The following is a 22,893-nucleotide window of genomic DNA, read 5'->3' as shown; positions in this document are numbered from 1 at the left end:
AACACGACAAAAGTTCCATATTGATGGCCCTGCCATTATTTGATGATTCGTGATTTTCTATGCGTCAAATAACCTGGTTTTTTCATGCTATTTACCGCCATTATCTTATTGACAAGCTGTTAGTCTTGACCGCGTAAAAAACCATCCAGGGGAGAGTCATGGCTATACAGGGCATTGAAGGGGTAATCAGTCAGTTGCAGGCAACGGCGATGACGGCCCGTAACCAGAATGTGGCAGATCAGCAGCCGAGCATCAGCTTTGCAGGGCAACTGCATGCCGCTCTTGACCGTATCAGTGATACCCAGACCGCAGCGCGCACTCAGGCTGAGAAGTTCACTCTCGGCGAGCCGGGCGTGGCGCTGAATGATGTGATGACCGATTTGCAAAAAGCCTCGGTTTCTCTGCAGATGGGGATCCAGGTGCGTAACAAGCTGGTGTCGGCCTATCAAGAGGTCATGGGGATGCAGGTCTAAGACCTGTCGATCTTCGCTGGCAGCCGCAGCGCTTTAATGCCACAATATTTTTTTCTTCGAATGCAGGAAAGATGATGAAAAAAATAGCAATTGCTGGCGCACTGCTGGCACTGACCGGGTGCGTTCAGGTCGATAATTATAACGACGTGATCAAGCATCCTGTCCCGGCGCATCTGGCGGGATACTGGCAGTCGAAAGGGCCGCAGAGCAACATGGTCAGCCCTGAAGCGATTGCCACGCTGGTGGTGACGGAAGAGGGCGATACGCTGGACTGCCGTCAGTGGCAGCGCGTGATTGCCGTGCCGGGTAAAATCATGCTGCGTTCAGACAGTTATTACAACGTGACGCATAAGCAGGATATCTATCCGCTGGAGCGCGATGGCTCGACGCTTGAGTACGACGGGCTGGAGCTGCAGAAGGTCGATCGCCCAACGGTTGAGTGTGCCGATTACCTGAGCAAGAATCCGCTGGCGAGTAAACTACCGTAGCCGTTTTTTTGCCGGGTGGCGGCTTCGCCTGACCCGGCCTACAAAAGTACCGTCCCGTAGGCCGGGTAAGCGTCAGCGCCACCCGGCATTGTTTCTACAACGCATCCTCAATCACCCACACGCTGACGCTTCCGCCTTTGCAGGTAAACGTTCCTTCGCCATCCGCCGCCGTGGTGACCGTTTCTTCGCGATTGCCGAGAAAATCACGCCACGTTTTGTTGCCGTAGTTTTCCCCCAGGCAAATTATCTTCTCGCCGTCGTCGCCGTTCGACATCACCACCACGCAGCCGGGATCGTCTTCCGTGCCGCTGCGGCTGAAGGCGATGCAGTTAGGATGGTCAAAAAACAGCGTCTGCACGCCGTGGGCAAAACGCTGGCGCGCGAGGATCAGCTCGTGGAGCTGCTCAATCACAGGCATATCAATATGGTACGTTTCTCCGTCTCCACCCGTATCGTCATAGCTGGCACCAAAGAGGTCCGGATAAAAGACGCTCGGCACGCCATTTTCCCGCAGCAGGATCAGCGCATACGCCAGCGGTTTAAACCAGGCTTCGACCGGGGCTTCCAGCGCCTGCAAAGGCTGGGTGTCATGGTTCGCGACGAGGGTCACCGCATGAAACGGATCGGCTTCCACCAGCGTGCCGGTGAAGATTTGGCTCATGTCGTAATCCCGACCCTGACGTGACGCCTCGTGGAATTTCATCTGCAGGGGGGCATCAAACAGCATGGTTTTGCCTTCAACCTGGTCAATATAGGCCTGAAGCTTATCCACCTCGTGGGACCAGTATTCCGCCACGATAAACAGCGGCTGGTCGGCGACTTCCTGGACGTGCTCAATCCACTCTTTGTAGAACCAGGCGGGAATATGCTTGACGGCGTCCAGACGAAAACCGTCGCAGCCCGTCTGTTCCATGACCCAGCGGGCCCAGTATTTGATCTCCTCGGTGACGGCGTGATTGCGAAAGTCGATATTTTCGCCCATCAGATAGTCGAAGTTACCCATCTCATCATCAACCTGATCGTTCCAGCCTTCGCCGGTGTAGTCGTTGACGATTTTAAAAATGCCGTCTTCATTGGGGTTTTCAATGTGGTCGACGCCGCTGAAGCATTTGTAGTCCCAGATGAACTGGGAATATTGCCCGGCGCGGGCAGGGAAGGTATAGCGGGTCCAGGCTTCACACTCGATGACCTCATCATCGATTTGCGTGCGATCCTGCTCGTTCACGCGCTGAACGCGCACAGGCTCTTTTTCATCGGCGCCCATTTTGTGGTTGACCACCACGTCCAGCAGCACGGCAATGTCGTTGCGCTTGAGGGCGTCGATGGCCTCCAGCAGTTGCGCTTTGTCACCGTATTTGGTGGCGATACTGCCTTTCTGGTCAAACTCGCCCAGATCGAACAGGTCATAGGAGTCATAGCCGACAGAATACCCGCCTGACGCGCCTTTATAGGCGGGCGGTAGCCAGATCATGTTGATGCCGATTTCGTTAAGATTGGGTGCTAACGCCGTGACCTCTCGCCACAATTCACCGCCAGCAGGGTAGTACCAGTGAAAACATTGTAACAGGGTGGGGTTTTTCATCATCCTTGCTCCAGAAGCCATTGGCAGACTTCTGGAGTATGGATGAAGAAATCATAGTTGTGTGTCGCGGGTAAAACTTTCTGGATAAAGAATATTCCCTGACAGCTTTCCATAGGTAGACGTGATGGATTGCTGTTTGCCGGTTTGATCGATCAGACTGCGCAGTTCGTCCATGCGGACTTTCAGCAGCGCCTTAAGCGCATTTTCATTTTCAAGGATCATTTCCAGCAGCGCACGCGCTTGCTCAACCTGAGCCGGAGGGCATGACATGATGGGCGTTTGAGAAATCCTTTCCACCAGTTGTACGTAATGCATTTCCTGCTCGATAAGCGCATCCCATTGACCAGAATGTGCGAGATTTAGCATAGCAATGCTCTGAGCATGTAACGCCTGCCAGTGGCTAAGCGCTGCGCTGGGATTATTCATCAAAATTATCCTGAAATAGAGGACGCATTGGGGCCGATTTGCTTCCACGCATCCGCAATGTTGTTTAATAAACCCTCGACTTCAACAATTGCGTCTACGTCATTACTGACATTCGCCAGTAACAAACGTCGAACCATATATTCGTACAAGGAGGCAAGGTTACCGGACAACTCGCTCTCAACCTCCATGTTCAGTCCTGCTTTTAAACCGTTGTCGATGATGTTGATGGCTTTGGATAACGCTTCGCCTTTCTCACGAATTTGTCCGGCTTCCATGAACAAACGCGCGCGAACAAGGGCGCTATGCGCCCCGTCGAACAACATGACAATCAGCTGGTGTGGACTGGCATTCATCACTGCGCTTTCGACTCCTATCTGCTGATAGGATTGAACACCAGAGGTCTTATACATTTCCACTCCTCAATGCGACGACTATTTTTGTGAGAACTGTTGGGTCAGGTAGTTGGCTGTACTGGTCATTTTGGTGACTAATACGTCCAGGCTGGTGAACTGGGTTTTGTAACGCGCCATGGTGGCTTCAATTTGGGCATCCATGGCATCGTAGCGTTCGCCCAGGGTTTTCAGCGTTTTGTTGATCCCGTCTTTCGCGTTCTGGATCACCCCGGCGCTACCGGTACTGGTGCTGAGCATGGCGGTCAGCGTGTTGTTCATCTGCGTGGCCATACCGGTTTTCTTTCCGTCACCGACAAAGTACTGCTGCACGGCGTTCGGGTTGTCGGTCAGCGCTTTTTTCAGCTTGTCGGTATCGACCTTCAGGTTACCGACGGTGCCGTCTGAGCCTTTAACCGGGTCCTGGGTAATCCCCAGTTGGGCCATGATCTGAACCGAGCCGGCCTGCACTTCGGTCAGCAGACCGCGCAGCTGAGACTGAACTCCGCGCACGTTCGCATCACCGACCAGCGCGCCGTTGCTGGTAGACTGGCTGCCGGAGCCTGCATCGACTGGCACATATTTCGTCAGGCTGTTAATGGTGGACTGCAGCGAGTTGTACGCCGTGACCCAGTCCGTAATCGCCTTCTGGTTTGCATCCGTTGCGCGCGAAACCTCAAGGGTTTCATCGGCTTTGCTTTCGGCCTTCACCGAGAAGGTGACGCCAGGCAGCGCATCGGTAATGGTATTCGACTGGCGCTCGATAGAGATGTTGTTCACCACCACAATCGCGTTCTGCGCGTCGGTGTTCACCGTCAGCGCGCCCGTTTTAGTGGTTGAGTCGTAGCCAATGGCGCTTTGCAGCTTGGCGTCGCCAGTGACGCTGACGGTCATCGCACCATCGGTACCGGTGGTTTTTGATGACAGCATCAGGCGGTAATCACCGTCTTTCGCTTTAATGACGCTGGCGGTAACGTTGCCGTTCGCTTTATTAATGGCGCTCGCGATCCCGGCCAGAGACGTATCGCCATCGGCCAGCGTGACCTCTAAAGGCGTTTTCGTGCCCGGCTGGGTGATGGTGATTTTACGCGTTGTACCTGTCGTATCGCCGAGCAGATCCGTGTTGTTTGCATAGGAGCCGGTAGTGAGCGCCTGTGCTTTTGCAACCTGGTTGACGTTAACCACAAAGGAACCCACGGACGCATCAGCCGTCGTCGTGGCGGTAAAGGCCGTGTTGGTGCTGCTCACGGACGTTGAGTTCCAGGTGGTGGCTTTACCCAGTGCAGCGGTGGCAGTCTGCAGCGATGTCATGGCGCTCTGCAGCTTGCCGTAAGCGCTTAACTGTGCGTTATACGTTGATTGCTGGGAAGTAATCGTCGTCAGCTTGGTTTTCTCTGCCGCTTCCAACTGATTATATAAATCCCCGAGTCCTGCAGAACCTATCCCGAGGTTACTGATAGTAGCCATGCATATTTTCCTTAAAATACGAAAGTAGTTCAGGACTCTTATCGGCCTCTTAACGTAAAAGTTTACGATGGTGAGAAAAAAATAATCCAAAGAATAGGCACGTCCTGGCGGGGTAAATGAAAGGATTGCACTTTAGGATCATTATCCGCGCATTGAAAACACGAATAAGTGTGTGCCTTTTTTGTCATCTTTTTGCGCGTTAAAAAAGCGTAAATAATAACACGTTGACGGACCTTAATTGATTTTTTAAAAATAAATACGTTAATAATCAGTTGCTTGTAATTTTCTCAAAATTGATTCTAAAGTCTTTTGGGGACCCGTCGATAACCTTGTTGACGGTGAGAGACGCTGTGAGTGTTAGGCACCGGACCTAAAACCCAATTTTTGAAGGAAAGAAAATTATGGCAGTTATCAATACTAACCTGTTGTCCCTGACCACTCAGAACAACCTGAACAAATCTCAGTCTTCTCTGGGCACTGCTATCGAGCGTCTGTCTTCCGGTCTGCGTATTAACAGCGCGAAAGACGATGCTGCTGGCCAGGCGATTGCAAACCGCATGACCGCTCAGATCAAAGGGATGACCCAGGCAGCACGTAACGCCAACGACGGTATCTCCATGGCGCAGACTGCTGAAGGTTCTCTGAACGAAATCAACAACAACCTGCAGCGTGTACGTGAACTGGCTGTTCAGGCAAGCAACGGCACCAACAGCGCATCTGACCTGGCTTCTCTGCAGGATGAAGTTACCGCTCGTCTGGCTGAAATCAACCGTGTTGCGGGCAAAACTGACTTCAACGGCATCAAACTGCTGGACGGCACTGCAGGTACTGCGGGCGTTGTTAAAATTCAGGTTGGCGTGAACGACGGCGACACCATCGATCTGGACCTGAGCGGCGCTAAAGCTGACACCACGACTCTGGGCGTGAACGCAATCGACCTGAAAGCTATGGGTGCTACCGATCTGGACACCATCGACAAAGCTATCGCTACCGTTGATAAAGCACGTTCAGGCCTGGGTGCTGTGCAGAACCGCTTCACTTCTGCAATCAACAACCTGAACAACACCTCTAACAACCTGTCTGCTGCTCAGTCCCGTATCCAGGACGCTGACTACGCAACTGAAGTTTCCAACATGTCTCGCGCGCAGATCCTGCAGCAGGCTGGTACTTCTGTTCTGTCTCAGGCAAACCAGGTTCCACAGACCGTTCTGTCTCTGCTGCGTTAATTTTACGCACGAAACCCCGCTTCGGCGGGGTTTTTTTATCTCTGCTATTTGAGAATCCGCCTGTGAAACAAATCAGTGTCACTCAACCAAAGCTGGTCGCAGATTTTTCATGTGTCGGTGGGGAATGCCGTGAACATTGTTGTCAGGGCTGGACCATCGCATTTGATAAATCCTCCGTTAATCGCTATCTGAACAGTAAAAATGCTGCCATTCGTCACACGGCGAAAACGGCGATAAAAGTTACCAAAAAACAGTATGGCCACTGGGGCGAAGTGATTTTCCATACGGAAAGTAAAAACTGTCCGTTTATGGATACGGAAAAACTCTGTTCTATTCACAGCGCCATGGGCGCGCAGGCCTTAAGCCCAACATGTTCTTCGTTTCCACGGACAAACCGGGTCTATAAAAATGAAATCGAAAAATCATTGAATCTCTCGTGTCCGGAAGTCACCCGACTTCTGTTGAACGATCGGGAGTCTATGTCGATGATGGAATCGGTCATTGTCCAGCAGGACGTCAATACTGCGCCGATGATTGATTTAAAGGCAAAAGTCATCAATCTCTTCTGCCAGAATATATTCAGCGTTGAGGACGTTAGCGTTGAAGAACAGGTTTACGCCGTGGTGAAGTTCCTCATGGTGGCTGAAAAAATCGAAAACCTGGAAGAAAATATCGGCACGCTCGAAACGGTTTATTTCTCGCTGGTTAACGAACTGGTGAGCGGTAAAATCAAGACGGAGTTGGGCGGATTTAATCAGAACTACAGCCTGAAATTCGCGTTAATTTCGCTCATCCAGAGTTACTTTACGAAGAAAGCGACGGCACGCGGTGGTGCGGTGTTAAACCACTATTTTACCCAGCTTTATCAACAATTCGAATCTGTCGGTGATGCCGTATCGGCAGAGAAGGTCATGGAGAACATCGAGTCCGTCTGGCGCGATGTGGCGGGCAGTTACCTGGCGACCAATGACCACTTATTTAAGAACTTTTTTAAATACAAACTCTGGGAGCAGGGCTTCCCGCAGAGCAACGGTCGCAGCATGTTGAATAATCTTTATTTAATCGTTGCGGAGTACTATTTCCTTAAAACGTTACTTGCCGGTCAGGCTATCGTGGCGGGGAAAATTGAACAAGATAATATCATTGATGTTATTTACAGCTTCCACTCGCTAAGCCAGCATAATCAGGAAGCGGGAAAGCTCTTTCATCAACATATAGATAGCGTCAAACTGGGCGACGATCTTTCATTGTTGCAACTGTTAATTTAGGTAGAAAAGTTGCCCCGGTTGAGGGCAACCTCAGAATAACCTCACTTTATCCCCCTTTTTCATCCAATTGAACGCCCTGCAGAATCGGATAATCATGCCGATAACTCAACTAACGCAGGGCTGTTTATCGTGAATTCACTCTATACCGCTGAAGGTGTAATGGATAAACACTCGCTGTGGCAGCGTTATGTCCCGCTGGTGCGTCACGAAGCATTGCGCCTCCAGGTGCGCTTGCCGGCGAGCGTGGAACTCGACGATCTGCTACAGGCGGGCGGTATCGGGTTATTGAATGCAGTTGACCGATACGACGCTCTGCAAGGAACGGCATTTACGACTTACGCAGTTCAGCGTATTCGTGGTGCGATGCTGGACGAGCTGCGCAGCCGTGACTGGGTACCGCGCAGTGTTCGCCGCAACGCACGCGAAGTGGCGCATGCGATGGGGCAGCTGGAACAGGAACTGGGACGCAACGCAACGGAAACTGAAGTGGCGGATCGTCTTGGCATTGCTGTTGAAGAGTATCGTCAGATGTTGCTCGATACCAATAATAGCCAACTCTTCTCTTATGACGAGTGGCGAGAAGAGCATGGCGATAGCATCGAGCTGGTGACGGATGAGCATCAGCAAGAAAACCCGTTACACCATTTAATGGAAGGGAATTTACGCCAGCGCGTCATGGAAGCTATTGAAGCTCTGCCTGAACGCGAACAGCTGGTATTGACCCTTTATTACCAGGAAGAGCTTAACCTCAAAGAGATTGGCGCTGTTCTGGAGGTGGGAGAGTCTCGGGTGAGCCAGCTGCACAGCCAGGCCATTAAACGCTTACGAACCAAGCTGGGTAAGTTATAGGTGATTGATTCACCTTAAAAATGCCGCACAACGTATTGACAACCAGGAGTTATCATGACGGTGCAGCAATCTAAAAGACGGCCTTTAAGCCGCTACCTGAAAGACTTTAAACACAGCCAGACGCATTGCGCCCACTGTAACAAGTTACTCGATCGTATCACGCTGGTTCGCCGTGGCGAAATCGTCAATAAGATCGCGATTTCGCGCCTCGACACGTTGATGGACGAAGCAGCATGGCTCGAAGAGCAAAAAGAGTGGGTGGCGCTTTGCCGTTTCTGTGGCGATCTCCACTGCAAAGAGCAAAGCGACTTCTTCGACATTATCGGCTTCAAGCAATTCCTGTTTGAACAAACGGAGATGAGCCACGGCACCGTTCGCGAATATGTGGTTCGCCTGCGTCGCCTCGGACAACATCTGACCGTGAACAACATTTCCCGCGATCTGCTGAAAACCGGTTATCTGGACGAGAACCTGGAGCCGTGGCTGCCTGCGACCAGCACCAACAACTACCGAATTGCGCTGCGCAAGTATGCACAATATAAGGTACAAATGCCGGGTGCGATAAAGCAGAAAGCCCACGCCGGAACAACTTCTGATATATATTAAAAAAGAATAAGATGTAGCGCAGTCGCCTTTGACGTTGCAGGCGATTTCTCTACACTACGTAAAAATTCCACTATATCGGGGTATTTATGAAATTTGCACTTCTGGGTCGTCAGGCGCTGATGGGTGTTATGGCCGTTGCGCTGGTTGCAGGCATGAGCGTGAAAACGTTCGCCGCAGAAAACCTGCTGAATAAAGTGAAAGAGCGCGGTACGCTGCTGGTCGGGCTGGAAGGGACCTATCCTCCGTTCAGCTTCCAGGGCGATGACGGTAAGCTGACCGGTTTTGAAGTGGAGTTTGCTGAAGAGCTGGCGAAACACCTCGGCGTGAAAGCGTCCCTGAAACCGACCAAATGGGACGGTATGCTGGCGTCGCTGGATTCGAAACGTATTGATGTGGTCATCAACCAGGTCACCATTTCTGACGAGCGTAAGAAGAAGTATGACTTCTCCACCCCGTATACCGTATCCGGTATTCAGGCGCTGGTGAAGAAAGGCAACGAAGGTGGGATTAAAACTGCCGCGGACCTGAAAGGGAAGAAAGTCGGTGTCGGTCTGGGAACCAACTACGAAGAGTGGCTGCGCCAGAACGTGCAGGGCGTAGATATCCGTACCTATGATGATGACCCGACGAAGTACCAGGATCTGCGCGTGGGCCGTATCGACGCCATTCTGGTTGACCGCCTGGCGGCGCTGGATCTGGTGAAGAAAACCAACAACACCCTGGCGGTCGCGGGTGATGCGTTCTCTCGTCAGGAATCCGGTGTGGCTGTTCGTAAAGGTAACGAAGACCTGGTGAAAGCGATTGATGCGGCGATTGCGGATATGCAAAAAGACGGCAGCCTGAAAGCGCTTTCCGAGAAGTGGTTCGGGGCAGACGTCACGAAATAAGTTTCGGACGTAAAAAAAGGCGCTTTTAAAAGCGCCTTTTTTATTTCTTACGCGTCTGCGTGCATAATGAAAAATATCACATTTTGTCAGAGTTACCGGAGCATCCATGTCACTACAGAATTTAACGCGCTTTCCTCGCCTGGAGTTTATCGGCGCGCCGACGCCGCTGGAGTATCTGCCGCGATTTTCTGATTATTTAGGGCGCGATATTTTTATTAAGCGTGATGACGTGACGCCCATGGCGATGGGGGGCAACAAGCTGCGCAAGCTGGAGTTTCTGGCGGCGGACGCCCTGCGTGAAGGCGCGGATACGCTCATTACTGCCGGGGCCATCCAGTCCAACCACGTTCGCCAGACGGCGGCCGTAGCGGCGAAACTTGGGCTCCACTGCGTGGCGTTGCTGGAAAATCCGATTGGCACGCGGGCTGAAAACTATCTCACCAACGGTAACCGCCTGCTGCTGGATCTGTTTAACGTGCAGGTTGAGATGGTTGACGCGCTGACCGACCCGACCGCCCAGCTCGATGAGCTGGCGACGCGTCTGGAAGCGCAGGGGTTCCGCCCCTACGTTATCCCCGTCGGCGGGTCGAATGCGCTGGGTGCGCTGGGGTATGTGGAAAGCGCGCTGGAGATCGCGCAGCAGTGCGAGGGCGCGGTGAGTCTTTCCTCCGTGGTGGTCGCGTCCGGCAGTGCGGGTACCCATGCCGGGCTGGCGGTGGGGCTGGAGCAACTGCTGCCGGACGTCGAACTGATTGGCGTGACGGTGTCCCGCAGCGTCGCGGATCAGAAGCCAAAAGTGGTTACGTTACAGCAGGCGGTTGCAGAGCAGCTGGAGCTGAAGGCAAAGGCCGATATTCTGCTCTGGGATGACTATTTTGCGCCGGGTTACGGCACGCCGAACGAAGAGGGAATGGAAGCGGTGAAACTGCTGGCGCGCCTCGAGGGCATACTGCTCGATCCGGTCTATACCGGCAAAGCGATGGCCGGACTGATCGACGGCATTGCGCAAAAACGCTTTAAGGATGAAGGGCCGATTTTATTTGTCCATACCGGCGGAGCGCCTGCGCTGTTTGCCTACCATCCTCATGTCTAAAAATCAGGTCGAAAAATAATAATGCAAGAAAGTATTCAACTGGTTATTGATTCTCTGCCGTATCTGCTGAAAGGTGCGGTATTTACGTTACAGCTTAGTATCGGCGGGATGTTCTTTGGGCTGGTTCTGGGTTTTGTGCTGGCCTTGATGCGCATGTCGCCCATCCTGCCGGTGCGCTGGCTGGCGCGCTTTTATATCTCCGTGTTTCGCGGTACGCCGCTTATTGCGCAGCTCTTTATGATTTACTACGGCTTACCGCAGTTTGGTATCGAGCTGGATCCGATCCCGGCGGCGATGATTGGCCTGTCGCTCAATACCGCGGCGTACACCTCCGAAACCCTGCGTGCGGCCATCTCCTCCATTGACAAAGGGCAGTGGGAAGCGGCGGCCAGTATCGGGATGACGCCCTGGCAGACGCTGCGCCGCGCCATTCTGCCGCAGGCGGCGCGCGTGGCGCTTCCGCCGCTCAGCAATAGCTTTATCAGCCTGGTGAAAGATACCTCCCTGGCGGCAACGATTCAGGTTCCGGAGCTTTTCCGTCAGGCACAGCTCATCACCTCCCGTACGCTCGAGGTCTTTACCATGTATCTGGCCGCCTCGCTGATTTACTGGGTGATGGCGACAGTGCTCTCTGCTCTGCAAAACTATTTCGAAAACCAGCTTAACCGCCAGGAGCGTGATCCAAAATGAGTGCAATTGACGTCAAAAACCTGGTGAAAAAATTCCACGGTCAAACGGTGCTCCACGGGATCGATCTGGAGGTCGAGCAGGGCGAAGTGGTGGCGATTATCGGACCGAGCGGTTCGGGAAAGACGACGCTGCTGCGCAGCATTAACCTGCTTGAACAGCCGGAAGGCGGCACCATCCGGGTCGGGGAGATAACGATTGATACCGGGAAATCCATCAGCCAGCAGAAAGGGTTGATTCGCCGCCTGCGCCAGCATGTCGGCTTTGTTTTCCAGAACTTCAATCTTTTCCCACATCGTACGGTGCTGGAGAACATCATTGAAGGGCCGGTTATCGTTAAAGGTGAGCCTAAAGAGGAAGCGACGGCGCGCGCTCGTGAACTGCTCGCCAAAGTTGGGCTGGCGGGAAAAGAGACCAGCTATCCGCGTCGCCTCTCTGGTGGCCAGCAGCAGCGCGTGGCGATAGCGCGTGCGCTGGCGATGCGCCCGGACGTGATCCTGTTTGATGAACCGACCTCTGCGCTCGATCCGGAACTGGTGGGCGAGGTGCTGAACACCATTCGCCAGCTGGCACAGGAGAAACGTACGATGGTAATCGTGACCCATGAAATGAGCTTTGCGCGCGATGTCGCTGACAGAGCCATCTTCATGGATCAGGGGCGGATTGTGGAGCAGGGGCCAGCGAAAAGCCTGTTCGCTAACCCTCAACAGCCGCGAACCCGTCAATTCCTTGAAAAATTCCTTATGCAGTAGCATTTTTGCACGCATTTGCTCCAGAAATTTACTCTGGAGCAAATTATTCTCCCTCTGCACGAGGTCCCCTGTTTTTTTATTCCATCCGGCTCGGATAAACCTTATCGATAGTAAAGTTAATTGTGCTATTGCCGATATTTTGTGGTTAGAAAAAAGTTTTCTGTGTTAGCTTATATTCACCATAATAATGATTATCTGTTCAGAGGCTTCATTTAGTAAGTATGAAGGATTTAGACTTTTTCACCTGGCGACGGGAATGCTCCCTCCGGTTTCAGGAATTGACCTGTGCCGCCGAGGTATATCAGGAGCTGGAGCGACAAACTCAGGCGCTGGAATTCGATTATTATGCGCTCTGTGTGCGCCATCCCGTGCCATTTACGCGCCCTAAGATCTCCCTGCATACCACTTACCCAAAACTGTGGATGGCGCAATATCAATCCGCGAACTATTTCGCAATCGATCCGGTTTTAAAACCGGAGAATTTCATTCAGGGGCATCTCCCCTGGACAGACGCATTATTCGCTGAGGCGCAGGAATTATGGCATAGCGCCCAGGACCACGGTTTACGCGCCGGAATAACGCAGTGCCTGATGCTGCCGAATCATGCGCTCGGCTTCCTGTCTGTTTCTCGTAGTCGCGTACAGGAAGGGCCATTAGCCCATGAGGAAATAGAGCTGCGGTTGCAAATGCTGGTGCAAATGGCTTTGACCTCCCTGATGCGTTTTGACCATGAGATGGTCATGCCGCCCGAAATGAAATTCAGCAAGCGCGAGCGTGAAATTCTGAAATGGACTGCGGAAGGGAAGACGTCAGCGGAAATAGCGATCATTCTCTCGATCTCAGAGAATACCGTTAACTTCCATCAGAAGAATATGCAGAAGAAATTTAACGCGCCCAATAAGACTCAGATCGCGTGCTACGCGGCGGCAACGGGACTGATCTGACTCCGTAAAACGTTCTGCGTGACAGACGAGCGAACGGCTGAATGCACTGCATCCAGCCGTTTTTTGTTACTGGCGGTAGGCTTGCTTGATTTGCTTAACGGTGTTAGCAAATACCGCTGATTCAGCCTGGTCTTCCATCTCCGCGATTTGTTTTTCCATTTTAATGATCACACGGCCGGCATCAGCCTGGCCCATCGCCTGCAGCATCAGCGTCAGCAGTGCCTTCAGGCAGTTTACTTCCTGTGCCAGTTCCTGGTTATTCTCCGCAGTGGCAAATTCAGGTGTGCTCATTTATTTTCCTCATTATTAAACGGCGCTAGAGCGCGACGACGAAAGTCAAGGCGGCGGAGTATACCACAAGCTAACGCAAAAAATGCAGCGGTTGTTTTTCGTACTTTTACGCGGGTGTTTAATTGCGTAAACAGATCGTACCGGTAAACTCAACCGGGTTAATGACTATTAATTGTTTAGGTCGGGTCCGCTTGCCGTTAATTATTGTTACAAAAAGTTGATCCCTGTTTTTGTGCAGGTTAAGCCAGCACGTTTTTTTGTAACTTTTTGAATACAGATGATTAAAAAAAGCCGCAAGAGCCCTAAAAACACGGGCTCTCTTTCCACCGCCTGTACAGGCTAATTTCCAAAAACGAGAGCAAAATCGAATAGCCGGTTTTTTAACGTTTTAATCTTGTCATGAAAACCGTTAATATAAACCAAATTATCACTCAGTAGCGTTATCCCTATTCTGGAGACATTTCCTTTGATCAACGTCCTTCTTGTTGATGACCACGAACTGGTGCGCGCAGGGATACGACGCATTCTTGAAGATATTAAAGGTATTAAAGTTGCCGGTGAGGCATGCTGTGGTGAAGATGCGGTAAAATGGTGCCGTACTCACTCCGCCGATGTGGTGCTGATGGATATGAACATGCCCGGTATCGGTGGTCTTGAGGCAACACGCAAAATCGCGCGTACCTTTGTAGACACCAAAGTCATCATGCTGACCGTGCATACCGAAAATCCGCTGCCCGCGAAAGTGATGCAGGCGGGGGCCGCGGGTTACCTGAGTAAAGGTGCTGCACCGCAGGAAGTCGTCAATGCTATCCGTTCCGTGTTTGCCGGACAGCGTTATATTGCGTCCGACATCGCTCAGCAGATGGCGCTGAGTCAGATCGAGCCCGATAAAACCGAATCACCGTTTGCCAGTTTGTCCGAGCGTGAATTGCAGATTATGCTGATGATCACCAAAGGTCAGAAGGTGAATGAGATCTCGGAACAGCTGAATCTCAGCCCGAAAACGGTAAACAGCTATCGTTATCGGATGTTCAGTAAACTGAACATTCATGGTGACGTCGAACTGACGCATCTGGCCATCCGACATGGTTTGTGTAATGCGGAGACGTTGTTAAGTCAGTGAGTGATGTGTTCGATTCAAAAGCATTTCTGAAAACCGTAACCAGCCAGCCTGGCGTCTATCGCATGTATGACGCTGGCGGTACGGTTATCTATGTGGGGAAGGCAAAAGATCTTAAAAAACGCCTTTCCAGCTATTTTCGTAGCAACCTGGCCTCCCGTAAGACCGAAGCGCTGGTCTCACTCATCCAGAATATTGATGTCACCGTCACGCACACGGAGACAGAAGCGCTGCTGCTTGAGCACAACTATATTAAGCTGTACCAGCCGCGCTATAACGTCCTGTTGCGCGATGATAAATCCTATCCGTTTATCTTTCTGAGCGGTGACACCCATCCGCGCCTCGCCATGCACCGTGGTGCAAAACATGCGAAGGGTGAATATTTCGGACCGTTCCCCAACGGCTATGCCGTACGTGAAACGCTGGCGCTGCTGCAAAAAATCTTCCCGATCCGCCAGTGTGAAAACAGCGTTTACCGTAACCGCTCGTGCCCGTGCCTGCAGTACCAGATTGGACGCTGCCTGGGGCCGTGCGTGGCCGGGCTGGTGAGTGAAGAAGAGTATGCCCAGCAGGTGGAGTATGTGCGCCTGTTCCTGGCCGGTAAAGACGATCAGGTGTTAACGCAGCTGATTGCGCGGATGGAAAAAGCCAGCGCCGCACTCGAGTTCGAAGAGGCCGCGCGGATCCGCGATCAAATCCAGGCGGTGCGCAGAGTCACGGAGAAACAGTTTGTCTCGAATACCGGTGACGATCTCGACGTGATCGGCGTGGCCTTTGACGCCGGGATGGCCTGCGTGCATGTGCTGTTCATACGCCAGGGCAAAGTGCTCGGCAGCCGCAGCTATTTCCCGAAAGTGCCTGGCGGTACCGAACTGGGCGAAGTGGTGGAAACCTTTGTCGGCCAGTTCTATCTGCAGGGGAGCCAGATGCGCACGCTGCCTTCTGAGATCCTGCTCGATTTTAATCTTGACGATAAAACCCTGCTGGCCGATTCGCTCTCTGAACTGGCGGGGCGCCGGGTCAATGTACAAACCAAACCGCGCGGCGATCGTGCGCGCTATCTGAAGCTGGCGCGGACCAACGCGGCAACGGCGCTGAGCACGAAGCTGTCGCAGCAGTCGACGGTGCACCAGCGTTTAACGGCCCTGGCGGCGCTGCTGAAGCTACCGGAAGTGAAACGGATGGAGTGTTTCGACATCAGCCATACGATGGGGGAACAGACGGTCGCCTCCTGCGTGGTGTTTGATGCTAACGGCCCGCTGCGCGCCGAGTATCGCCGCTATAACATCACCGGCATCACGCCGGGCGATGACTATGCGGCGATGAATCAGGTGCTGCGTCGTCGCTATGGTAAAGCCATAGAAGAGAGCAAGATCCCGGATGTGATCCTGATTGACGGCGGGAAAGGGCAGCTCGGCCAGGCGAAAGCGGTATTTGAATCGCTTGATGTCAGCTGGGATAAACACCATCCGCTGCTGCTGGGCGTCGCAAAAGGGGCCGATCGTAAGGCCGGTCTGGAGACACTGTTCTTCGAGCCGGAAGGTGAGGGCTTCAGCCTGCCGCCGGACTCTCCGGCGCTGCACGTCATTCAGCATATTCGCGATGAATCACACGATCACGCCATCAGCGGTCACCGTAAAAAACGGGCGAAGGTGAAAAACACCAGTTCACTCGAGACGATCGAAGGCGTGGGGCCAAAACGTCGCCAGATGCTGCTGAAGTATATGGGCGGATTGCAAGGATTACTCAACGCCAGCATGGAGGAAATTGCAAAAGTGCCGGGTATTTCGCAAGGGCTGGCAGAAAAGATCTACTACTCGTTGAAACATTGAGGGCTCTGTAGCAACATAGAGCTAAATTTTACTGACAACAAATAGTTACCGTCACTATGCAATATAACATCCCTACGTTGCTCACTCTTTTTCGTGTCGTACTCATCCCGTTCTTTGTGCTGGCGTTTTACCTGCCGGTTGTCTGGGCACCCTTTGCCTGTGCATTGATCTTCCTTATTGCAGCGGTCACAGACTGGTTTGATGGCTACCTGGCGCGCCGCTGGAATCAAAGCACCCGTTTCGGCGCCTTCCTCGATCCGGTGGCGGATAAGGTGATGGTCGCGATTGCGATGGTGCTGGTGGCCGAGCACTATCATACCTGGTGGGTGACGCTGCCTGCGGCAACCATGATCGGCCGTGAGATTATTATCTCTGCGCTGCGCGAGTGGATGGCGGAACTGGGGAAACGCAGCAGCGTGGCGGTCTCCTGGATTGGTAAAGTGAAAACGACGGCGCAGATGGCGGCGCTGGTCTGGATGCTCTGGCGTCCGAACGCCTGGGTTGAGTGGGCGGGGATTGGCCTCCTGTGGGTGGCGGCAGTGCTGACGTTGTGGTCAATGCTGCAATATTTGAACGCTGCGCGCGGGGATTTGCTTGATCAGTGATCGTTTCGCCGTAATTTTCAGCAAACGATCCGGGGATGCAAAAAATAACGTTGACTCATAACGTCATATCAGTAGAATGCAACGCATCGAACGGCGGCACAGTCAGCCGGACGATAATGAAATCAAGTGGTTAGACATTTACTTGATGACATGCGGGAATAGCTCAGTTGGTAGAGCACGACCTTGCCAAGGTCGGGGTCGCGAGTTCGAGTCTCGTTTCCCGCTCCAGATTAAAGACATGCGCAGTAGCGGGTGTCAGTTTGAAAAGTTTTACGGCGCGTTAGCAAAGCGGTTATGTAGCGGATTGCAAATCCGTCTAGTCCGGTTCGACTCCGGAACGCGCCTCCACTTTCTTCCCTGGCCGGATGGTGGAATCGGTAGACACAAGGGATTTAAAATCCCTCGGCGTTCGCGCTGTGTGGGTTCAAGTCCCACTCCGGCTACCATGGGAAACAAAGAATAATCAAAGCAATAAGCAGTGTCGTGAAACCACCGAAAGGTGGTTTTTTTGTATCTGCGATTCACGTATTAACTGCACATATTCCCCGGATGACCTCGATTTAATTAACTCATTATGCGTGCGCGTTTTGGGTCAAAACATAGTGACTTAACGTGTCCGATTGCGTGTTTTCAGGTATTATCAAAACCCTATTTCCTTCTATAATTTCCGGCATTTCGGGCTGGCATTCTCATACCAGGATGATTCATGAACGACAAAATCAGTCAGGATACGATCAATAAAGCCCTGTGGGCCGCGTGTGATACGTTCCGTGGCACCATCAGTGCTGATACCTATAAAGACTTTATTCTTACCATGCTGTTCCTCAAGTACATTTCTGATGTCTGGCAGGATCACTATGATGAATATAAAGAACATTATGGCGATGCGCCGGAGCTGATTGAAGCCATGATGGCAAACGAGCGTTTTGTGTTACCGAAAAGCGCCAGCTTTTATGCGCTGTATGAACGCCGTCATGAGCCGGGTAACGGTGAGCGTATCGATCAGGCATTGCATGCTATCGAAGAAGCCAACGGTACCAAACTGAAAGATGCCGGGAAAAGCGTGTTCCAGGATATCTCGTTTAACACTGACCGTCTGGGTGAAGAGAAACAGAAGAACACCATCCTGCGTCAGCTGCTGGAAGACTTTGCCGGTGAAGATCTTAACCTGAAGCCAAGCCGTGTCGGTACGCTGGACGTTATCGGTAATGCCTATGAATATCTTATCAAAAATTTTGCCGCCAGCGGTGGGCAGAAAGCTGGGGAATTCTATACCCCGCCGGAAGTCTCGGACCTGATTGCTGAACTGCTCGATCCGCAGCCCGGTGATACCATCTGCGATCCGGCCTGCGGTTCTGGTTCGTTGTTAATGAAGTGCGGACGTAAAATTGTCTCTGGGCATGATAGTCGTAACTATGCCTTGTTCGGTCAGGAGGCGATTGGATCTACATGGTCGTTGGCGAAAATGAACATGTTCCTTCACGGCGAAGACAACCATAAAATCGAGTGGGGCGATACCATTCGTAACCCGAAGCTGCTCGATAAGAATGGCGATCTGATGCTGTTTGATATCGTGACCGCTAACCCGCCGTTTAGTCTGGACAAGTGGGGCCATGATGAGGCCGAGAACGATAAGTTTGGTCGTTTCCGTCGCGGTGTACCGCCGAAGACCAAAGGCGATTACGCCTTTATCTCGCATATGATAGAAACCCTGAAACCGGGAACGGGTCGTATGGGGGTGGTCGTGCCACACGGTGTGCTGTTCCGTGGCTCCAGCGAAGGTAAGATTCGCCAGAAATTGATCGACGAAAACCTGCTGGATGCGGTGATTGGCCTGCCCGAAAAGCTTTTCTACGGTACGAGTATTCCTGCTGCGATTCTGATTTTCAAAAAGCAGAAAGTGGATGACAAGGTGCTGTTTATCGATGCCAGCCGTGAATTCAAGGCAGGTAAAAACCAGAACCAGCTTAGCGAAGAAAACATTAAGAAAATCGTCAAGATCTACCGTGATGGCGATAACGTCGAAAAATACGCCTATCTTGCCAGCCTGAAGGAGATTCAGGACAACGATTACAACCTCAATATTCCGCGCTATGTCGATACCTTTGAAGAAGAGGATGAGATTGACCTGGTGGCGGTGCGAGCAGAGCGGGAGCAATTGAAGGTGGAACTGACGAAGCTGGAAGTTGAGATGGTGGGTTATCTGAAGGAGTTGGGTTATGGTGCCTAAGGGGTGGGAGAAGCGTGATCTACACGGGTTAATTACGATTAAACATGGATTTGCATTCAAAAGTGAATATTTCTCAAATGATGGGAAATATGTACTTTTAACTCCTGGAAGTTTTAATGAGTCAGGTGGATTCCGGAACCAAGGCCCTAAAACTAAGTTCTATAATGGGCCTATACCTAATGGTTACCTTTTAAGCAAGGGTGACTTACTTTTAGCAATGACTGAACAGGCTGAAGGTTTGTTGGGTAGTCCTTTGTTTGTTCCTGAAGATAATAAATATTTACATAATCAACGTCTAGGACTAGTTGAGATTAATTGTCCAGATAAGATTTGCTCTGATTTTCTTTATCTTTTTTTTAATCATGAAGATAGTCGTAAGCAAATTACTGAACAATCTACGGGGACAAAAGTAAAGCATACTTCACCTGACAGATTGTGTTCTGTTATTGGTTTAGTTCCTTCGTTTTTGGAGCAAAAGAAAATCGCCCAAACCCTGTCAACCTGGGATAAGGCGATTTCGATGACGGAAAACCTTCTCACCAACAGTCAGCAGCAGAAAAAAGCCCTGATGCAGCAATTGCTTACCGGGAATAAACGGTTGCTGGATGAGAATGGGGTGAGGTTTAATGGTAAATGGGAGAAAAAACATCTTTCAGATGTAGCTGATGTTTATCAACCAAAAACAATATCCCAGTCTATGATGTCTGATTCGGGGTATCCAGTTTATGGCGCAAATGGAGTTATTGGATTTTATCAAGAGTTTAACCACGAAACTGAACAAATAGCTGTAACTTGCCGGGGTAGCACATGTGGCATAGTCAATTGGACTCAAGCAAAATCGTGGATTACCGGAAATGCAATGGTTATCAATACGGATAACTATTCCTACGTGAGTAAAAAATTTCTGTTCTATACTCTGAATGGCAGTGATCTGAAGTATTTAATATCCGGATCCGGTCAACCACAAATAACCGGAAACATTAAAACGCATATCATTAATTTACCCTGTATCGAAGAGCAACAAAAGATCGCCGCCGTGCTGTCCGCAGCCGACGCCGAAATCTCCACGCTGGAGAAAAAAATCGCTTGTCTGAAAGATGAGAAAAAAGCCCTGATGCAGCAGTTACTGACCGGCAAACGTCGTGTTAAGGTCGATGAAGCGGTTGCCGCATGAAACTGACGAAAAGCGGGCCGCTGATTGACCGGGAAATCGACTGGCTGGAAGAGGTGTTGCTGAAATACGGCAATGATGACTCTGTGCTCTGTTTTTCTGAGCTGGATGGCTTCCTGACGGCGGTTGTCTCTGGCCCGAATATGATCCCCCCTAATACCTGGCTTAGTGCTATCTGGGGTCGTGGTGACTACCACCCTCACTGGACCACTGAAAAAGAGATGACGCGTTTTGTGGGGCTGTGTTTTCAGCATATAAACGATATCGCTGGCTGCCTGTATGAGGCCCCTGAACAGTTTGAACCGATTTTCAATGGACGTGAGGTGAAGGGGAAGACATATACCATCGTCGAAGAGTGGTGTTTCGGGTATATGAAAGGCCGGTCTCTGGATGACTGGTCAGCCTTGCCAGAGGCCTTACGTCCCTCGCTGGAGGCGATAGCCCTTCATGGTATCGAAAAGAACTTTACGGTGGTTGGGAAAATGTCACCTGTTCAATTTGAACAGAGTATTACTCTCATTCAGCCGGCGGCAATGGCGCTTTATCAGCACTGGTTGTCGGTGAGAATGTCAGAGGCATCATCCCGGCCTGTTCCCGTGAAGGGGGCAGAAAAACTGCCCGGTCGTAATGACCCGTGTCAGTGTGGCAGCGGTAAAAAATTTAAAAAGTGCTGCCTGCACTGACAAAGCGGAAGGAGGCTTGCTCATGGCAGTGAACAGTCTGGGTCGTTCCCGGTGGTACCTGGGAAATGTTCTCTGGTTCGGAGGCTATAACAGCAAAACGGATCGAGAGAATAACTTTGGGTTTATCTCGTCTGAGAACGGTAATGAGCTGTTTTTTCATAAGAATGAGATAAGACGGAGCCATACACCCGCTGACAATACACCGGTGCTGTTCAGGGAAGGTATAGGTAAAAATGGTAAGCCTACGGCTTTTAACGTTCACATTCTTGATAAAACAGATGCGGAGACGGCTGAGCTCTTTATTGAATATCTCCGGGCTATTATTGAGGAGAACGTTGATTTCGCTCGTTGGCGTTATCGTGACTGCGTTATTAATTTCCTCACTCAGTCCTTTGGCGAAAAGGCTATAATTCGTTTGGTTACCAGTGATATAGCTGCTACAAAAGTATTGCCACTATTTTTAAAATCACGTAACTACGATAACCAGTTTGCACTTTTCGCCTCTGATAAGAATTTTAATGATTTGACCGCACAACAAATATCTCCTGCGGTCATGCCTTCGTCATTTATCGATAATAACATTGATCAGTTCGCTGTTTGGGTGAAAAGTTGTTCTGCGGCTACGGATTGCCAAGTGGCTTCAACATCGGATATCATCAATGAATTACTCAGCCATTTATCTATAAGTGCTATTCTCTACCTGGCATTTTACGATTGTATAAGCAGTGAGCGGATTCTTGAGCATCGGCATGATGATATAGAGAGTTTTGTTCGACGTAGTTTCACGAAAAATAAAATGGATATACAACCATTTGTCCGTGATGCCTATCAGCAGAAATTCTCATCGAGAGAGCAATTTTATAAACATTCCGTGATTAGTCCTTTTATCAATACGTATTTGATTAAACAGAAGATGTTCAGGAAAGATTTCAGTTTTGTTAATGATATCGAATCGAATACTGAAATTTCTTCTGATCCTGAATACTTCATTCTGAGTAAATTGTTACCGTTGCTTGGGCGCAACGATGAACAGTCCGTTCTGAGTATTATTCTGCATGAGATATGGCACGGAGTCTTGTCGGGTAAAATTCCGGTAAATCATCCTTCTGTTTTCAAATTGTTCCCACAATGTAGTTCATTACAAATTCGTTTCCCAAATTTAAAATTATCTTGTGAGGCGTTTCACTGGAATGCAAAACAGCCTGATGGAACGATAGAAAAAAAATTCCTTTGTCGTTCGAAAGTCTGCCATGATCCGCAGGTACTACCCGGCCTCAGTCGGGATTACATCGACTTCACTATTTATGACTGGCTTGCCCACTATGGCATGACCTATCTGATTGCTGGCGAACCTTCTAAGCGGGATTTCCCAATTAAACTGGCTGGGTATTTCAACCGTATCAGAGAATTACATTCCCGCTTGCATTGCCGCAGTTGTGGGGTACTGATGGTTCCTGATATGAAATATGCTCGTGTAGAGGCCAGTGTCTGGGATGCGAAGTTGAAAGGATTTGTGAAAAAACCGTTCCAGGCCGCGTATCGCCTGACCGTCTTTAAATGTGCCAGTCATTCCTGCGAACAGTTTGGTATCGGGCATTACATTAATCACTGTATTGGTTACAAATGCAGCGAAATAATTGACGCCAGAGATTTGCATGAAAAGTGTGCAGAAGGACGATTTATTTGTGCATCGTGTGGTTCCTGCTGTACGACGCATCAGGAGAAATTTGGTAATGTAAACAAGGGTGAAACAGAACAGGCCAAGTATGATCGCCTTTACCGGGACTCGCCGTTCTTTTCATCATAAGTCTTCGCTCATTTTTG

23 protein-coding genes and 3 tRNA genes are annotated in these 22,893 nt (G+C 50.8%); 21 read left to right on the top strand and 5 right to left on the bottom strand.

What is annotated here, in order from left to right:
- The first annotated feature begins 158 nt into the window (after window positions 1-158).
- The gene (gene fliE, locus KGP25_RS14830) at window positions 159-473 is read left to right on the top strand and encodes a flagellar hook-basal body complex protein FliE (protein WP_008500329.1); all 315 of its coding nucleotides are present in this window, start codon (window positions 159-161) and stop codon (window positions 471-473) included.
- A 74-nt stretch (window positions 474-547) separates the two neighbouring features.
- Entirely contained in the window at window positions 548-961 is a 414-nt protein-coding gene (yedD, locus tag KGP25_RS14825) for a lipoprotein YedD (protein ID WP_223539203.1), read from the top strand.
- Window positions 962-1,055: 94 nt separating this feature from the next.
- On the opposite strand, the gene amyA is transcribed toward yedD, so the two are convergent.
- The 4 genes from amyA to fliD are packed head-to-tail and all read right to left on the bottom strand — an operon-like array spanning window position 1,056 to window position 4,825.
- Window positions 1,056-2,543: an alpha-amylase gene (amyA, locus tag KGP25_RS14820; protein ID WP_223540570.1), complete on the bottom strand. Its 1,488-nt coding sequence runs from the start codon at window positions 2,541-2,543 to the stop codon at window positions 1,056-1,058.
- A 51-nt stretch (window positions 2,544-2,594) separates the two neighbouring features.
- Window positions 2,595-2,969 (bottom strand): flagella biosynthesis regulatory protein FliT, encoded by a 375-nt coding sequence (gene fliT / locus KGP25_RS14815; protein WP_045908165.1) that lies wholly within the window; start codon window positions 2,967-2,969, stop codon window positions 2,595-2,597.
- Between the two features lie 5 nt (window positions 2,970-2,974).
- Complete coding sequence (gene fliS / locus KGP25_RS14810) at window positions 2,975-3,379, bottom strand: flagellar export chaperone FliS (RefSeq protein WP_023312296.1); 405 nt, start codon at window positions 3,377-3,379, stop codon at window positions 2,975-2,977.
- 21 nt (window positions 3,380-3,400) lie between these two features.
- Window positions 3,401-4,825, bottom strand: a complete 1,425-nt coding sequence (fliD, locus tag KGP25_RS14805) for a flagellar filament capping protein FliD (protein WP_045908166.1) — start codon at window positions 4,823-4,825, stop codon at window positions 3,401-3,403.
- Window positions 4,826-5,226: 401 nt separating this feature from the next.
- On the opposite strand from fliD, the gene KGP25_RS14800 reads away from it, so the two are divergent.
- The 9 genes from KGP25_RS14800 to sdiA all read left to right on the top strand — a co-directional run bounded on the left by KGP25_RS14800 (window position 5,227) and on the right by sdiA (window position 13,137).
- A complete protein-coding gene (locus tag KGP25_RS14800) occupies window positions 5,227-6,051 on the top strand; it encodes a flagellin (RefSeq protein WP_045908167.1) in 825 nt (274 codons plus the stop codon).
- Window positions 6,052-6,113: 62 nt separating this feature from the next.
- Entirely contained in the window at window positions 6,114-7,319 is a 1,206-nt protein-coding gene (gene fliB / locus KGP25_RS14795) for a flagellin lysine-N-methylase (protein WP_223539202.1), read from the top strand.
- A gap of 129 nt (window positions 7,320-7,448) precedes the next feature.
- Window positions 7,449-8,168 (top strand): RNA polymerase sigma factor FliA, encoded by a 720-nt coding sequence (locus tag KGP25_RS14790; protein WP_008500338.1) that lies wholly within the window; start codon window positions 7,449-7,451, stop codon window positions 8,166-8,168.
- A 54-nt stretch (window positions 8,169-8,222) separates the two neighbouring features.
- On the top strand, window positions 8,223-8,774 hold the full coding sequence (gene fliZ, locus KGP25_RS14785) for a flagella biosynthesis regulatory protein FliZ (protein ID WP_008500339.1): 552 nt from the start codon (window positions 8,223-8,225) through the stop codon (window positions 8,772-8,774).
- A gap of 86 nt (window positions 8,775-8,860) precedes the next feature.
- Window positions 8,861-9,661, top strand: coding sequence for a cystine ABC transporter substrate-binding protein (gene tcyJ, locus KGP25_RS14780; RefSeq protein WP_045908169.1), 801 nt, complete (start codon window positions 8,861-8,863; stop codon window positions 9,659-9,661).
- Between the two features lie 106 nt (window positions 9,662-9,767).
- Window positions 9,768-10,754, top strand: a complete 987-nt coding sequence (gene dcyD / locus KGP25_RS14775; protein WP_045326856.1) for a D-cysteine desulfhydrase — start codon at window positions 9,768-9,770, stop codon at window positions 10,752-10,754.
- 21 nt (window positions 10,755-10,775) lie between these two features.
- Window positions 10,776-11,444, top strand: coding sequence for a cystine ABC transporter permease (gene tcyL, locus KGP25_RS14770; RefSeq protein WP_014884380.1), 669 nt, complete (start codon window positions 10,776-10,778; stop codon window positions 11,442-11,444).
- Window positions 11,441-12,193: an L-cystine ABC transporter ATP-binding protein TcyN gene (gene tcyN, locus KGP25_RS14765; protein ID WP_008500343.1), complete on the top strand. Its 753-nt coding sequence runs from the start codon at window positions 11,441-11,443 to the stop codon at window positions 12,191-12,193. The genes tcyL and tcyN overlap by 4 nt, the downstream gene beginning before the upstream one ends.
- A gap of 221 nt (window positions 12,194-12,414) precedes the next feature.
- The gene (sdiA, locus tag KGP25_RS14760; RefSeq protein ID WP_045908171.1) at window positions 12,415-13,137 is read left to right on the top strand and encodes a transcriptional regulator SdiA; all 723 of its coding nucleotides are present in this window, start codon (window positions 12,415-12,417) and stop codon (window positions 13,135-13,137) included.
- A 66-nt stretch (window positions 13,138-13,203) separates the two neighbouring features.
- Here sdiA and KGP25_RS14755 read toward each other — a convergent pair whose 3' ends face one another.
- Window positions 13,204-13,428, bottom strand: a complete 225-nt coding sequence (locus KGP25_RS14755; protein ID WP_008500345.1) for a DUF2594 family protein — start codon at window positions 13,426-13,428, stop codon at window positions 13,204-13,206.
- A gap of 466 nt (window positions 13,429-13,894) precedes the next feature.
- Between KGP25_RS14755 and uvrY the strand changes: the two genes are divergently transcribed.
- From uvrY to KGP25_RS14705, 10 genes are all read left to right on the top strand, one after another.
- Window positions 13,895-14,551 (top strand): UvrY/SirA/GacA family response regulator transcription factor, encoded by a 657-nt coding sequence (gene uvrY, locus KGP25_RS14750; protein ID WP_126533631.1) that lies wholly within the window; start codon window positions 13,895-13,897, stop codon window positions 14,549-14,551.
- Entirely contained in the window at window positions 14,548-16,380 is a 1,833-nt protein-coding gene (uvrC, locus tag KGP25_RS14745) for an excinuclease ABC subunit UvrC (protein WP_223539201.1), read from the top strand. The genes uvrY and uvrC overlap by 4 nt, the downstream gene beginning before the upstream one ends.
- A gap of 56 nt (window positions 16,381-16,436) precedes the next feature.
- The gene (gene pgsA, locus KGP25_RS14740; RefSeq protein WP_008500348.1) at window positions 16,437-16,985 is read left to right on the top strand and encodes a CDP-diacylglycerol--glycerol-3-phosphate 3-phosphatidyltransferase; all 549 of its coding nucleotides are present in this window, start codon (window positions 16,437-16,439) and stop codon (window positions 16,983-16,985) included.
- A gap of 152 nt (window positions 16,986-17,137) precedes the next feature.
- Window positions 17,138-17,213: transfer RNA gene (locus KGP25_RS14735), tRNA-Gly, on the top strand.
- 46 nt (window positions 17,214-17,259) lie between these two features.
- Window positions 17,260-17,333 (top strand) — tRNA-Cys (locus tag KGP25_RS14730).
- A gap of 11 nt (window positions 17,334-17,344) precedes the next feature.
- Window positions 17,345-17,431 (top strand) — tRNA-Leu (locus tag KGP25_RS14725).
- A 260-nt stretch (window positions 17,432-17,691) separates the two neighbouring features.
- Window positions 17,692-19,215 carry a type I restriction-modification system subunit M gene (locus KGP25_RS14720; protein ID WP_223539200.1) on the top strand — a complete coding sequence of 508 codons (1,524 nt, stop codon included), beginning with the start codon at window positions 17,692-17,694 and terminating at the stop codon, window positions 19,213-19,215.
- Window positions 19,205-20,389 carry a restriction endonuclease subunit S gene (locus KGP25_RS14715; protein WP_223539199.1) on the top strand — a complete coding sequence of 395 codons (1,185 nt, stop codon included), beginning with the start codon at window positions 19,205-19,207 and terminating at the stop codon, window positions 20,387-20,389. The genes KGP25_RS14720 and KGP25_RS14715 overlap by 11 nt, the downstream gene beginning before the upstream one ends.
- The gene (locus KGP25_RS14710) at window positions 20,386-21,069 is read left to right on the top strand and encodes a YecA family protein (protein ID WP_223539198.1); all 684 of its coding nucleotides are present in this window, start codon (window positions 20,386-20,388) and stop codon (window positions 21,067-21,069) included. The genes KGP25_RS14715 and KGP25_RS14710 overlap by 4 nt, the downstream gene beginning before the upstream one ends.
- Window positions 21,070-21,091: 22 nt before the next feature.
- Window positions 21,092-22,876 (top strand): cold shock domain-containing protein, encoded by a 1,785-nt coding sequence (locus KGP25_RS14705; RefSeq protein ID WP_223539197.1) that lies wholly within the window; start codon window positions 21,092-21,094, stop codon window positions 22,874-22,876.
- Window positions 22,877-22,893 lie beyond the last annotated feature (17 nt).

Origin of the sequence: Enterobacter sp. JBIWA003, from assembly GCF_019968825.1 — a bacterium.
Lineage (GTDB): Bacteria > Pseudomonadota > Gammaproteobacteria > Enterobacterales > Enterobacteriaceae > Enterobacter > Enterobacter quasiroggenkampii.
Note: the sequence above shows the minus strand (reverse complement) of the source record. Positions and strands in the feature narration are given on the sequence as shown.

Coding starts and splice junctions, on each gene's coding strand:
- KGP25_RS14710 (WP_223539198.1), top strand. CDS start 20,386: ATGAAACTGACGAAAAGCGGGCCGCTGATTGACCGGGAAATCGACTGG.
- tcyN (WP_008500343.1), top strand. CDS start 11,441: ATGAGTGCAATTGACGTCAAAAACCTGGTGAAAAAATTCCACGGTCAA.
- fliT (WP_045908165.1), bottom strand. CDS start 2,969: ATGAATAATCCCAGCGCAGCGCTTAGCCACTGGCAGGCGTTACATGCT.
- sdiA (WP_045908171.1), top strand. CDS start 12,415: ATGAAGGATTTAGACTTTTTCACCTGGCGACGGGAATGCTCCCTCCGG.
- amyA (WP_223540570.1), bottom strand. CDS start 2,543: ATGAAAAACCCCACCCTGTTACAATGTTTTCACTGGTACTACCCTGCT.
- tcyL (WP_014884380.1), top strand. CDS start 10,776: ATGCAAGAAAGTATTCAACTGGTTATTGATTCTCTGCCGTATCTGCTG.
- fliD (WP_045908166.1), bottom strand. CDS start 4,825: ATGGCTACTATCAGTAACCTCGGGATAGGTTCTGCAGGACTCGGGGAT.
- dcyD (WP_045326856.1), top strand. CDS start 9,768: ATGTCACTACAGAATTTAACGCGCTTTCCTCGCCTGGAGTTTATCGGC.
- KGP25_RS14705 (WP_223539197.1), top strand. CDS start 21,092: ATGGCAGTGAACAGTCTGGGTCGTTCCCGGTGGTACCTGGGAAATGTT.
- KGP25_RS14720 (WP_223539200.1), top strand. CDS start 17,692: ATGAACGACAAAATCAGTCAGGATACGATCAATAAAGCCCTGTGGGCC.
- fliS (WP_023312296.1), bottom strand. CDS start 3,379: ATGTATAAGACCTCTGGTGTTCAATCCTATCAGCAGATAGGAGTCGAA.
- fliZ (WP_008500339.1), top strand. CDS start 8,223: ATGACGGTGCAGCAATCTAAAAGACGGCCTTTAAGCCGCTACCTGAAA.
- fliE (WP_008500329.1), top strand. CDS start 159: ATGGCTATACAGGGCATTGAAGGGGTAATCAGTCAGTTGCAGGCAACG.
- pgsA (WP_008500348.1), top strand. CDS start 16,437: ATGCAATATAACATCCCTACGTTGCTCACTCTTTTTCGTGTCGTACTC.
- tcyJ (WP_045908169.1), top strand. CDS start 8,861: ATGAAATTTGCACTTCTGGGTCGTCAGGCGCTGATGGGTGTTATGGCC.
- KGP25_RS14755 (WP_008500345.1), bottom strand. CDS start 13,428: ATGAGCACACCTGAATTTGCCACTGCGGAGAATAACCAGGAACTGGCA.
- yedD (WP_223539203.1), top strand. CDS start 548: ATGAAAAAAATAGCAATTGCTGGCGCACTGCTGGCACTGACCGGGTGC.
- KGP25_RS14800 (WP_045908167.1), top strand. CDS start 5,227: ATGGCAGTTATCAATACTAACCTGTTGTCCCTGACCACTCAGAACAAC.
- KGP25_RS14715 (WP_223539199.1), top strand. CDS start 19,205: ATGGTGCCTAAGGGGTGGGAGAAGCGTGATCTACACGGGTTAATTACG.